This is a genomic window from Paenibacillus sp. BR1-192, from assembly GCF_029542445.1.
GTDB lineage: Bacteria > Bacillota > Bacilli > Paenibacillales > Paenibacillaceae > Paenibacillus_AQ > Paenibacillus_AQ lautus_A.
In genome coordinates, this window is sequence record NZ_CP120718.1 from 3,330,536 (window position 1) to 3,343,008 (window position 12,473).

General features: G+C 49.8%; 11 protein-coding genes. All 11 read left to right on the plus strand.

Annotated elements, in window-relative coordinates:
- Positions 1-30: 30 nt before the first annotated feature.
- The gene (locus P0X86_RS14855) at positions 31-246 is read left to right on the plus strand and encodes a hypothetical protein (RefSeq protein ID WP_277748827.1); all 216 of its coding nucleotides are present in this window, start codon (positions 31-33) and stop codon (positions 244-246) included.
- A 308-nt stretch (positions 247-554) separates the two neighbouring features.
- The gene (locus P0X86_RS14860) at positions 555-722 is read left to right on the plus strand and encodes a DUF3502 domain-containing protein (protein WP_347177544.1); all 168 of its coding nucleotides are present in this window, start codon (positions 555-557) and stop codon (positions 720-722) included.
- 53 nt (positions 723-775) lie between these two features.
- A complete protein-coding gene (locus P0X86_RS14865) occupies positions 776-2,146 on the plus strand; it encodes a BNR repeat-containing protein (protein ID WP_277748828.1) in 1,371 nt (456 codons plus the stop codon).
- A 433-nt stretch (positions 2,147-2,579) separates the two neighbouring features.
- Positions 2,580-3,218, plus strand: a complete 639-nt coding sequence (locus P0X86_RS14870) for a spore coat protein (protein WP_015735056.1) — start codon at positions 2,580-2,582, stop codon at positions 3,216-3,218.
- 176 nt (positions 3,219-3,394) lie between these two features.
- Positions 3,395-5,017 carry a helix-turn-helix domain-containing protein gene (locus tag P0X86_RS14875; protein WP_277748829.1) on the plus strand — a complete coding sequence of 541 codons (1,623 nt, stop codon included), beginning with the start codon at positions 3,395-3,397 and terminating at the stop codon, positions 5,015-5,017.
- Between the two features lie 64 nt (positions 5,018-5,081).
- A complete protein-coding gene (locus tag P0X86_RS14880) occupies positions 5,082-6,041 on the plus strand; it encodes an ABC transporter substrate-binding protein (RefSeq protein WP_277748830.1) in 960 nt (319 codons plus the stop codon).
- A 312-nt stretch (positions 6,042-6,353) separates the two neighbouring features.
- Positions 6,354-7,853: a malate:quinone oxidoreductase gene (locus P0X86_RS14885; protein ID WP_015735059.1), complete on the plus strand. Its 1,500-nt coding sequence runs from the start codon at positions 6,354-6,356 to the stop codon at positions 7,851-7,853.
- A 189-nt stretch (positions 7,854-8,042) separates the two neighbouring features.
- Complete coding sequence (locus tag P0X86_RS14890) at positions 8,043-9,059, plus strand: glycoside hydrolase family 130 protein (RefSeq protein ID WP_277748831.1); 1,017 nt, start codon at positions 8,043-8,045, stop codon at positions 9,057-9,059.
- 296 nt (positions 9,060-9,355) lie between these two features.
- Positions 9,356-10,651, plus strand: coding sequence for an extracellular solute-binding protein (locus P0X86_RS14895; protein WP_096773547.1), 1,296 nt, complete (start codon positions 9,356-9,358; stop codon positions 10,649-10,651).
- 99 nt (positions 10,652-10,750) lie between these two features.
- A complete protein-coding gene (locus P0X86_RS14900) occupies positions 10,751-11,623 on the plus strand; it encodes a carbohydrate ABC transporter permease (protein ID WP_015735068.1) in 873 nt (290 codons plus the stop codon).
- A gap of 16 nt (positions 11,624-11,639) precedes the next feature.
- Positions 11,640-12,470, plus strand: a complete 831-nt coding sequence (locus P0X86_RS14905; protein WP_009592052.1) for a carbohydrate ABC transporter permease — start codon at positions 11,640-11,642, stop codon at positions 12,468-12,470.
- Positions 12,471-12,473: the final 3 nt, after the last annotated feature.

The window sequence follows — 12,473 nt, forward strand, 5'->3', positions numbered from 1 at the left end:
GGAAACGCGACCGGCGAAACGCTGGAATGAATGAAAACGGATAAGAAGCCGCTGGAATTCAACAACCATTTCGACGCAGTCAGCAGCAGCTGCATCGGAGTGCTCAAGGAGTTGTTTCCCGAGTTCGAGTACGGATGGTTTGATTATTATCTCGACCATGTGCCGAACTACATGCCTTATATGGCGCCGGACAACATTACGATTTCGGTCGGCGCGCACTCCAAGCATAATGGAAATTGCGCTTAAGCTGATCGAGAAGGCCCACACGGATCGTACATACCACAATCTCCTGCTGTATGGCGTGGAAGGGGAGAACTACAATCTGGAGGGGGGATTACATCAGCTATGCGGGCATCAAGTCGGAGAACAATAAGCCGGGCTGGACGGGATTGTATGAAGGCAGCATGAGCCAATTGGAAAAATAACCGGGAGAATGGCAGGCCATCGTTGAGCATTAGCATTCGGAAGGCGCGAAACGGGCCGTAGAGAACGGAGAGAGCCCGCTGGCGGGATTCCGCTTCGATACGGTACCGATAACGGCGGAGCTCGCAGCCATGGAGGCAGTCAGATCGCAATACATCGTACCGCTGTCCGTCGGCATGTCCGAAGGTATCGATGCTGATCTTGCATTTGCGAGGCAGCAGATGAGCGAAGCTGGATTCTCGAGCTTCATGGAGGAGCTGCAGAATCAGCTGGATGCATTCGCTGCCATGAAACGATAGGGGATAATCATGAAGCAATCAAGTGATCCGACAAGGAAGCGAGGAGGTCTCAAATGACGAATTCCAATATAAACCTTTATGCTGATCCTGAACGCATCGAACGCATCCCTACCACCCTTACCGGTGATGGTGCCTGGTGCTGGTTTGCCGATCCGAGGGCGCTGCGACATGTCAATGCCGCAACGGGCAGCGACAAGACATACATCGGGTACATCGATGTTGAGGGCAGCATCCAGGCGGTTCAATATGATCATGTGACCCACGAACGCAAGCAAGTGCACGTGCGGGCGGGTTTCCAGCAGGATGACCATAACAATCCGACGTTTTTGGCACTGCCCGACGGCCGGGTGATGATTTTTTATGCCGAGCACTCGACAACCCCATATTTTTATTATCGCGTCACAGCCCGTCCTGACGATCTAGAAACCTTAGGGCCTGAAAAAATCATCGCTACCACGGGATATGGGAACACCACCTATCCTTCTCCCTTCGTGATGACGGATCAGCCCGGTTATTTCTATCTGCTGTGGCGGGGCATGAATTGGCACCCGACCGTCGCTAGGTACACGCTGCCGGATCCGGATGGCGACGTCACTTGCGACATGGAACCGAAACAGATCGTGGATTCCAGGTGTTCTGAACAAGAAACCGGAAAAAGGCCGTATGCCAAGTACGAAACGAACGGCAAAGACAAAATTATGATGACGTATACCTATACGCATCCGGACAATATGATTCCGAATTCATTGTACTATTCGTATTTGGACGTGAATACCCTGACGCTGCATGGCGCTGATGGACATCAGCTCGCAGATCTGCACCGCGGGCCGCTGAAGCTGGATAACAAAGAAACCGATCCGGCCTACTTGGTCGATCGCCAGCCGGGCATACGCAACTGGAACTGGGATATAGCTGTCGATAAAGAGGGATACCCGGTGATCTTGTTTGTTAAGATCAGTAGGGATAAGGATCGCCACCATTATTGTTACGCTAAGTGGTCCGGCTCCGATTGGCGGATTACACCGTTGGCGGATGGAGGACGATGGTTCCACCAAAATGATCAAAGAGAATTATGCTATTCCGGGGGCATGACGCTGGATCATAACAACCCTTCCATCGTGTACATGTCAATCCCTGTAAAGGGTACATACGGTGAGGTTTTCGAAATTCATCAATGCGTCATTGCGCATGACGGGACGATCGCCGAAATAAATCAAGTCACCGAAAACTCGACTCATAACAACGTTCGACCTTTCGTTGTCCGCCATGCAGCTCTGGGCGAAGCGTATGATTTGATATGGATGCACGGGGATTACTACTATTGGGATCATTCGCAAGGGCGGTTGGGTTATACGACGGGACTGCGAACCTTGTGTGAAATCGTAGCGATTGAAGACGAAGGGAAGACCGATCCTTCGGCATAAGTCATATATCGGCAACGCCGAAAAGCATCTTGGGAGTCGACCGTTTCCAGATAGGGAGAAACGGTCGATTTTTTATTTGAGGTAAGGAATTTTTGTTAAAGAAACTGCTTCCCGATGAAGGCAGCATGGATAATGGCTAAATAAAAGTAGTCCCCAACCCGAGAACTATAATCGTATCTGAGAATATGCTTTGGGTCCGGCGACATATGGCTAGGCGTGATGATTGTCGTGACTTATGTAACCCCGGTTTTCCAGGTTGCCCTGCCGTTCATGCTGCTATTGACGATATGGATCAGAAATAAGTCGACTGCCTGAATACTTTTGATTCATGTAATGAACAATAAACCTGGACTGCAAATGCAATCCGTTCGCAGCGCCACCACCGTGGATTTATAGCTGCATAAAAATCGAAAAACCCATAGGAGGTACATGAATGCAATTCGAACAACAGCAAAATCATCAGAACATGGAAACCGGCATGATTCCACCGCAATTGAACCATGGCGGTCATGAAATGTTCGATGTACACGAGGTACTGGCAGGAGCCATCAATACGATGAACACGTATACCATGCTGAGCGGACATGTGCAGGATCCGGAGCTTCGGGATATCTTGCAGCGCCAAAAGCAATTTATGGCGGATGAATATAATATCACCTTAGAATGCTTCAAAACAGGACAAGATCCATCCAAGTCGACGCAAAGCTATAAAATGAAGCAAGGGAACGACTTTATCTACGGCATGAAACCGGGACAACCGAAAAAACCGATGCAGTCCACTGCCGAGATCAATGATGAAACCATCGCGCTCAGCATGCTGAACGCCGTGAAATCCGGCGCTACCATGAAAACGAATGCAGCGATGGAATCCACGAATCCGGTTGTGCGCCGCGTCCTAGCGGATTCCCTTCCCAACTGCATCGAAATGGCGTATGAAATTTCGCTGTATCAAAACAAGCACGGCTACTATCAAGTGCCGCAGCTGCCTCAGCAAGATATGCAGTATATGCAGAACAGCTACGCCACGGCTCCGATCCAGTCGCAAATGCCAGGCAAAATGGCCCCTCACTAAATCCATAAAAGCGCCAAGTCCACTAGGAAATGGCGCTTTTATTTTTTCTGATTTCATCAGATCACATCAGTTATAAGAGAGAATTCAGCTAGAGCTGAACACACTATTTTATTGAGAATGATTATCAATGAGATTATAATAGGTTAAAACAGGAGTTCGTCAGAAGGAGCGCCAGCATGGAAGAAACGCAATATTCGCTGTTGGGAGTACGGTACATAAAGCAAGGTCACGCCGAAGAGCCAGTCGGGGGTTTCATGGAGACGCATACCCTATACCTGATCCATAAAGGCTCCGGCGACTTATATTTGAACGGGGGAAAGCACCGAACGAAGGCGAAGGCTGTCTGTTATTGTCCGCCGGGTTCGATCGTCGACATTCAACGGACGCCGTCTTCGCCGGTGCCGCTGGAGGTTTACGAATTGCGTTATGAAGTATGGGATCTCAAGGATAGCACCACGTGCAACAGGGTATACATCAAGAATTTGTCTTCACTGATGGACACCGGCAAGCTTCCCTTCGCCGCAACGCACGAAGCTCTTGTCCTGATTCAAGAACTAAGCCAACAAATGGAAGATCAAGCAGGAGGCGGAGGACTTGCAGCTCGTCTTTGCATCGACGCGGTATTCAAACAGTTATTGAGTGTGCTGCTGCGATCGACGGACGATAAGAATCGGGAAGAGGATTGGCTTGAGCGTATGAGACTTGCAGTTGAATATATGGAGAAGCATTATCACATCGCCTTGACGCGCAACGACATGGCAAAGAGGGCAGGATTTACGCCTGAGCACTTTTCCGTAACATTCAAAAAAGCAACGGGCTCCGGTTTCACGGAGTACTTGACGCGGCTGCGACTCGAGAAAGCCAGAGAGGCATTGCTTGACGGCGACGATCGCAATCTCGACCGCATTGCACGGGAGGTCGGATACCAAGACGGCATGTATTTAAGCCGGAAATTCAAGCAGCATTTCGGCCACTCTCCACGCGATTATATGCAGCGGCCGAAGCGTATTGTGGCGCTGCAATACCTGGGCCACCTGCTGGCGCTCGGACTTACGCCCGTGGGAACGTCATCGAATCTGCTGCGCGCCCGCCCCTACAGGGGAATGCTTAAGAATGTGGCGGATATCGGAGATGCCAAATCGCACCATGCGATTGCCTCCGTGCAGCCTGATCTGATCGTCACGTCCGGACCCAACAGCGAGCCTTTGTCCCGGCTTGCTCCAACCATCTCGCTTCCTTGGGGGCAGGAGGAACCTTTGGACGAGCTGCTCCGGTTAGGCAGAGCACTGAATCGCGAGCGAGAGGCGGATAACTGGATTTCTGCGTTTCGGGCGAAAGAGGAAGCTGCAGCCTCGATAGTCGCCAACAGAATCAGTCCTCATAACGCGACGGCGTTTGCACTGGAGTTTTGGCAGGACCGGTTATGGGCGGTCAATATCGCCTACGGCAGAGGCCTTCGCAATTTATACCGGACCTTTTCCTTTCGGCCGCCGGAGCCGCTGGCAGATTACATCCTGGGAGAAGGAATCGGCTTGGAATTAACGCCGGATATGCTGGCCGCGCATGCGGCGGATTATATATTCGTAACCGTGTGGGAAGCGGGTGGCGGTGCAGCATATGCGAAACGGATCATGAACAGCAAGGAATGGAGGAGCCTGCCCGCCGTTCGCAACGGCAACGTGTTCTTACTTGATCTGGAGCTGTTTAAGCATAATGACCCGTTAGCGTTGGAACAGCAATTGAGCATCCAAACCGAACTTCTTACAAATGTCCATACAACCGCAAACGGAGCGCAATAGACGAGCCTTCCCCCTATTATTATAATAATGATAATCATTATCAATAAGGTGGAGGGTTTAATGGATGCAGTGGCTTAAAGGATGGAAACTGGCTCTGATCGGAAGTCTGGTCATCATTTTGGGAGCATGTGGGGACACGGGGCAGCAAAGCGAGAAGGTGGTGGACCAAGCGGGCCAACAACCAGCAGCAACGCGCAAATTCGAAACGGTCATGGGAGAGATCGAGATTCCGAAGGAACCGAAGCGAATCGTTGCGACGCAATACCTGGGCCATTTGTTGACCTTGGGCGTTAAGCCGGTCGGGGCAGGTACGGCCAGCTTGAATCAATATTTTTTGCAGGACCTGACGGACGGAATCGAGGATATCGGCGATGATCAAGCGGCGCTTGAGAAAATCGTGTCCCTTGATCCCGACCTTATTATTCGGCCTTCGGATAAGAATTATGAACAATTCGCCAAAATCGCGCCGACGATTGTCATTCCTTGGGGAGCCAAAGATTTGTATGCTGAGCTGCGGGAATTCGGCGACTTTCTCGGGAAATCGGAGGAAGCCGAGGAGGCGATCCGGCATTACGAGGAGAAGCTCGCTGAGGCCAGAATCAAACTGAACGGCGTAGTCAAGGAAGGAGAAACCGTTGGCGTTTACGAGATTTGGGCGAAAAACTTCTGGGTTGTGGGAGAAAGCTTTGGCCGCGGAACCCGTAATCTCTATTCCGGTCTCGGCTATCAGCCGCCTGAAGCCGTGAAAGGGCAGGTCGTAAACGGAGGCGCCGGTTTGGACATTTCGCTGGAATCGCTGCCGGACATGGCCGCGGATTACATGTTCGTGACCGTCTACGATGCGGACGGGGGCGGGGAACGAGCCAACGAGATATTGGAGAGCGCGCTGTGGAAATCCCTTCCGGCTTACAAAAACAACCGCATCTTTACGCTGGATATCAACCAGTTCTCCGCAGGCGACCTGATCTCGCTTGAAAAGCAATTGGAGATTCAGACGAATCTGCTGCTCGGCAACGTGAAATAGCCGCAACACGGGAAAACCATGTCGAAACCCGCTTAAAGTCGCGATCCTCGCGGCTTTTTTTGTTATGACGTTAGCCGGATTATCAGTTGTCGGATATTGTGGAGGATCTTCTCACTTTGTTAACAACTTGAAATCGTTTATAATGATTAGATAATAGTAGATATTTTAATCTATCAATATTTATAATAGACTATAATATGGTGATTATTGACACAGAAAAGGTGTGTTTTCAGAAGACGCCTTGCTTTTTATCGACATTATTAGCAGGGACGCCTACTCTTTTTTCAAATATATGGGATAAGGAAGGGTATAATGAGCAACATGGACAAAAAAACAGACGTAATCTTGATTGGTGCCGGCGTCATGAGCGCGACATTGGGAGCCTTACTGAAGGAGCTGGTGCCCGAATGGGAGATCAAAGTGTTCGAGAAACTCGCAAGCGCGGGGGAGGAAAGCTCCAATGAATGGAATAATGCGGGGACCGGCCATTCCGCACTATGCGAGCTTAACTATACGTCCGAAAAACCTGACGGATCTATAGACATCAGCAAAGCGATCAACATCAACGAGCAGTTCCAGGTCTCAAGGCAGTTCTGGTCTTATCTGGTAAGCAGCAATCTGATTCGCAATCCGCAGGATTTTATCATGCCTATACCTCATATGAGCTTGGTTCAGGGCGAAAAAGACGTGGCCTTTTTGAAAAAACGTTTTGAAGCGCTGTCAAATCATCCTCTCTTTCAAGGAATGGAATATTCCGAGGATCCAGAGCAGCTGAAGGAATGGATTCCGCTTATTATGGAAGGGCGCACATCGAACGAACCGTTAGCGGCAACCAAAATCGATTCCGGGACGGACATTAACTTTGGCGCTTTAACGCGCATGCTGTTTGAGCATCTGAAGAACAAAGACGTGGAGGTCAACTACAAGCACAGCGTGAAGGATATCAAGCGTACTCCCGATGGCTCATGGAAAGTAAAAGTGTTGGATATCGATAACGGCAGAACCGAGTTCCATACGGCCAAGTTCGTCTTTATCGGCGGCGGAGGCGGCAGCCTGCATTTACTGCAAAAAACCGGCATCCCCGAATCCAAACATATCGGAGGGTTCCCGGTAAGCGGACTGTTCATGGTCTGCAAGAATCAAGAAGTCGTTGCGCAGCATCATGCCAAGGTATACGGAAAAGCCAAGGTTGGAGCTCCTCCGATGTCGGTGCCCCATCTGGACACAAGATACATCGATAACCAAAAAGCACTGCTCTTCGGTCCGTTTGCCGGCTTCTCGCCGAAGTTCCTAAAAACGGGTTCGAATTTCGATTTGATCGGTTCCGTCAAGCCGAATAACGTCTTCACGATGCTGGCGGCGGGGGTTAAAGAAATGGCGTTGACCCGATACCTGATCCAGCAGGTGGTGCTATCGAATGAGAAGCGCATGGAAGAGCTGCGCGAGTTCATCCCGAACGCGAAGAGCGAGGATTGGGAAATCGTCGTGGCGGGCCAACGCGTACAAGTCATTAAGGATACGGCTAACGGAAAGGGCACGCTGCAGTTCGGGACCGAAGTGGTTAGTGCCGCGGATGGTTCGGTCGCAGCCCTGCTCGGTGCTTCGCCCGGGGCTTCGACGGCCGTTCACGTGATGCTTGAGGTATTGCAGAAATGCTTCCCGCAGCAGATGAAGGAATGGGAACCGAAAATCAAGGAAATGATTCCTTCTTACGGGATGTCGCTTTCGAAGAATCCGGCCCTCTTTGAAGAAATTCAAGATACGACTTCAGAAACGCTAGGTTTAAGCTTAAAAGCACTGGTGCATAGTTAATCCCTTCCATGACGAAGACCAACCCGGTATACCGGGTTGGTTTTTTTTATGCTGCCAAGCATCACAGATAACAATATTTCGGATAATATTGAAAGTTTACAGGATATTATGAATGGACCAAGCCTCTTATAATGAGTTAAAGAAAGCAGCTTGATAACACTTACATAGCAATCATGAGGAGGCTTATCCATGAAAATCACCCGGCATGCGGAAAATCCGATAGTAGTGCCTGGACTCTACGATTGGAGAAAGGTGACGGTATTCAATCCGGCCGTCATTATCGATAACGGAAAATTCTATATGATTGAACGGACGGCAGGATCCCTGACTCCCTGCAAGAACTACCTAGGTTTGCTGGAAAGCACGGACGGCGTGCATTTCACCCATGTGCTGGACGAACCGGTGGTAACGCCGGACCAGCTGGGATTCCCCTATGGCAGCATCCAGGACCCGCGAATCGTCAAGATCGACGACACCTTTTATTTGAACTATGCCTTGCGCCCGTGCGCCATGAACTATTACCCGACGGGAGCCGGCATCCCCGAACGCTCGATTCCCGAATATCCGGACGGCTGGGGCGAAGAGGAAGGCCATTGGCTGACGCGGTCCGGGATCCTGACTTCGAAGGATCTCATTCATTGGGAGTACCTGTGCGATACAACGCCGCTTGATATCAATGATCGCGACAACATTATGTTCCCGGAGAAAATCAACGGCAAGTATGTGCTGCTTCGCAGACCGGAAGAATATGTAGGGGAGGAATACGGAACCGAAAAAGCGGCCATGTGGATCAGCTACTCCGAAGACTTGGTGCATTGGGACGAGCCGAAGCTGTTGGCAAAAGCCGAGAACAACGATTGGGAGTTTAAAAAAATCGGCGGCTCGACGCCTCCGGTGCGGACGGACAAAGGCTGGCTGGTGTTCTACCACGGCGTAGACCAAGATACGGTGTATCGCGTGGGGGCTTTGCTGCTGGATCTGGAGAATCCCGAGAAAATCATCGCCAGAACCCGCCGGTTCATTATGGAGCCGGAGACGTATTATGAAAAATTCGGCTATCAGATCCCGAACGTCATTTTCCCGACAGGCAATGTGGTCAAGGACGGTCTCCTCTATATCTATTACGGCGTAACCGATACGGCAATTGCCCTCGCAACGGTACCGTTGGATGATTTAGTGGATTATATTTTGAACGAACCGCAATAAAGACGCTTCAGGGCGTGGCAAATGACTTAGTTCAATGCCACGCTTTCCGTAGAACCTAAGATGTAAGCGATACCATTAAAATGGAAAAACGTGAATTTAATGTAATGAAAATTAACGCGTTTGAGAGAAATATGATGAATAAGAAGCCCGTTTTGTCCAAAATGACTTAAAAAAATTAGATGAAATCGTTTTTTTAGCGGATATTGGGATCGATAACCCGATTGTATAATTAATATATCTTATATTGTTAAATATAAGAACATGATATGTAACGTATAAAGAGAGGGGTATAACAAATGAAAACGTCTAAGAAGCTTAGAACGATGCTGCTCACCGGAACAGCTGCGCTGCTGCTCATGTCAACCGTCGCTTGCGGCTCCGGAGAGAAAGACGCTGCCGAACCGGAAAAGGTTACCTTGAACATCATGCATCCATGGACATCGCCGAACGTGGATAACGAGGTGTACAAAGAGCGGATCGCCGAATTCGAAAAACAGCATCCCGACATTATCATCAAGCAGGACGGGGTAGCGGCAACGGAGTATAAAACGAAGCTGCGCACGTTGGCTGCCGCCAACAACCTGTCGGATATCAACGTCGTATGGCCTGGTGCCGACCTGGCTCCTCTGGTAGCCGGGGATCTGCTGATGCCGCTGGATGACCTGATGGATAACTGGAATGATATTTTGCCTGAGGACGCATTGGCCGGATTTAACCAGAACGGCAGTCAATTCGCCGTGCCGACCAAACAAACCTTCGTGGACATTATTTATTACAATAAAGAGATGTTCGCCGGGGTCGGTTATGACCAATTTCCGGCTACCTACGACGAATTCATCGATGCGGTGAAAAAGCTGAAGGAAGCCGGCATTACGCCGATCTCCTTGGGCAACAAAGAGAAATGGCCGCTTCAATCGTCCTTCTTGTCGATTATCGGAGACCGTTACGTAGGCAGTGACTTCTTGCAGAAAATTCTGAACAAGGAAGCCAAATTTACCGATCCCGAATACGTGAAAGCGATTGCCGTCATCGACGAACTGTCCAAGCTGGGAGCATTCAATACGGATGCGAACAACATGGATTCCGTCCAAGGGCAGGACTATTTCATTCAAGGCAAAGCAGCGATGCATATTTCTTCTTCTACCGTTGACGGAAGAATCCGCATCAACAACGAGGAAGGGGACAAATTCGGCATTGCGCTCTTCCCGAGCGTCCCTGGCGGATCCGGCGATCCGGTGAAAAGCGCGGGCGTCGTTCAGTACGGCATCTCCATTAAAAAAGGATTGAGCGATGAAAAGAAAGCGGCTGCCGAGGAATTCATTAAGTTTTTTGTCAATGAGGACCTGTACAAAGATCTGATCAGTAAAGGCGTTGTCGTACCGGCCAACGTTGAAATTCCTGAAGATGCGAGCCCGTATCTCAAGGAGATGCTGGAGTTGACCAACAAGGGAACGGCACCGGTGTTCGACAGCGTCATTCCGACGCAAGTTACCGACGTCATGCAGAACGGATTGCAGGCTCTGACCATCGGCAGAGGGACGCCGGAGGAGCTCGCCCAAGAGGTTCAGGAAGCTTTCGACAGCATGAAGTAAGTTACGAATTTCCTTCCTTAAGTCAAGATCATGATGGCACAAAGAAAAACCCGGCAGCGGGTTTTTCTTATTAAAGGCAGAAAGAAAGGAGTTAAGCCAATGCATACGCTTAAGCATACGAAATGGGCTATATTCTTGGGCTTGGCGCCAGCACTCATTATCTATATATGTATTGCCATATTTCCCATCGGCTTATCGGTTTATTATTCATTAATGAACTGGGACGGAATCACGCCCATGCGTTTTATCGGGCTGGACAATTTCGTAGATATTTTCAAGGATGATATTTTTTGGCTGTCCGTTAAGAACAACATCATTATCATGTTTACCGGGATAGCGGGTCAGATCCCGCTTGGCCTGCTGCTGGCCCTGCTGCTGAATCGAGGACTCAAGGGCTCCAGCTTCTTCCGGACCATCGGATTCCTGCCGGTCGTCATTTCATCGGTTATGGTATCCCTGATCTGGGGCATGGTGTACAACACGGAATACGGGATGCTGAATAACCTGCTCGGCGTTCTGGGTCTTGAGAGCTGGCAGCAAAATTGGCTGGGGGATCCGTTCTGGTCCATGATCTCCATCAGCATCGCTTATATATGGCAAAACTGCGGCTTATATATGATCATTCTATTGGCCGCGCTGCAGAATATCCCCGATGAAGTCAATGAGGCGGCTGCCCTGGACGGCGCGACTGGTCTAAGCCGGATCATGCGGATTACGATCCCGATGATCCGAGGAACATTGCTCGTGTCCGTTGTCTACAGCATCAGTAATTCGTTCCGCGTGTTCGATCTGATCCAGATCATGACGGGCGGCGGACCGGCACATGCGACGGAGGTTATGACCGTCTATATGTATAACAACTCGTTTATGAATATGAGATTCGGCTACGGCAGCGCGGTATCCGTATTGATTCTGCTGTTTAGCCTTATCGTCATCACGATCGTAAATCGATTGGCGAGAGAAAAGGAATAGAAGGGAGAGGGAGGAGATGTACAGACAAACGAAATGGTTCCATTTATCGGCATACACTTTTTTGGGGATATTCGCTATTATTAATATAATCCCTTTCTTTTGGATGATCGTAGATTCGTTCAAAACCGAGCAGGAATATGCGGCGAACCCGTTCTCCATACCGACCGAGCTGCAGTTCTCCAATTACGCGAAGGCATGGGAAGTGGCGAATATGGATACCTACTTCCTTAACAGCATCATCGTAACGGTCGTATCGTTGGTCGTGACGGTCCTTCTAGGATCGCTTGCGGCATACTTCTTGGCAAGGTTCAATTTTAAGCTGCGCGGTGCAACTTACGCGATATTTCTGCTGGGCATGGTCGTTCCGATTCATGCGACCTTGATTCCGATTTTCTTGATCATGCGGAATCTGCATTTGCTGGATACCCACTTATCGCTGATTCTTCCATACACGGCGTTCCATTTGTCCTTGACGATCTTTATCCTGGAGGGTTTCATGAGAGGGTTTCCGAAGGATTTGGAGGAGTCGGGCGTCATGGACGGCGCGGGCGTATTCAAGATTTTCTGGTCGATCATATTACCGATCACGCGTCCGGCGATTTCAACCGTCGTGATCTTGAACTTTATCTATAATTGGAACGAGTACTTGTTCGCACTCGTCTTGATCAGTTCATCGTCGCTGAAAACATTGCCGCTTGGGCTCGCCAACTTTGTCGGCATTGAGACGGCCAGCCTTACGCTGCAAATGGCTGCGTTGACGATCGCGCTTATACCGATCATTATTTTTTACCTGCTCCTGCAAAAGCAGCTCGTTAACGGCATGACGGCAGGCGCAGTCAAAGGTTAATCC

Bases quoted from the DNA above. Each gene is read 5' to 3' on its own strand.
- P0X86_RS14900 (WP_015735068.1), top strand. From the start codon at position 10,751: ATGCATACGCTTAAGCATACGAAATGGGCTATATTCTTGGGCTTGGCG.
- P0X86_RS14880 (WP_277748830.1), top strand. From the start codon at position 5,082: ATGCAGTGGCTTAAAGGATGGAAACTGGCTCTGATCGGAAGTCTGGTC.
- P0X86_RS14865 (WP_277748828.1), top strand. From the start codon at position 776: ATGACGAATTCCAATATAAACCTTTATGCTGATCCTGAACGCATCGAA.
- P0X86_RS14875 (WP_277748829.1), top strand. From the start codon at position 3,395: ATGGAAGAAACGCAATATTCGCTGTTGGGAGTACGGTACATAAAGCAA.
- P0X86_RS14870 (WP_015735056.1), top strand. From the start codon at position 2,580: ATGCAATTCGAACAACAGCAAAATCATCAGAACATGGAAACCGGCATG.
- P0X86_RS14885 (WP_015735059.1), top strand. From the start codon at position 6,354: ATGAGCAACATGGACAAAAAAACAGACGTAATCTTGATTGGTGCCGGC.
- P0X86_RS14890 (WP_277748831.1), top strand. From the start codon at position 8,043: ATGAAAATCACCCGGCATGCGGAAAATCCGATAGTAGTGCCTGGACTC.
- P0X86_RS14895 (WP_096773547.1), top strand. From the start codon at position 9,356: ATGAAAACGTCTAAGAAGCTTAGAACGATGCTGCTCACCGGAACAGCT.
- P0X86_RS14905 (WP_009592052.1), top strand. From the start codon at position 11,640: ATGTACAGACAAACGAAATGGTTCCATTTATCGGCATACACTTTTTTG.
- P0X86_RS14855 (WP_277748827.1), top strand. From the start codon at position 31: ATGAAAACGGATAAGAAGCCGCTGGAATTCAACAACCATTTCGACGCA.
- P0X86_RS14860 (WP_347177544.1), top strand. From the start codon at position 555: ATGGAGGCAGTCAGATCGCAATACATCGTACCGCTGTCCGTCGGCATG.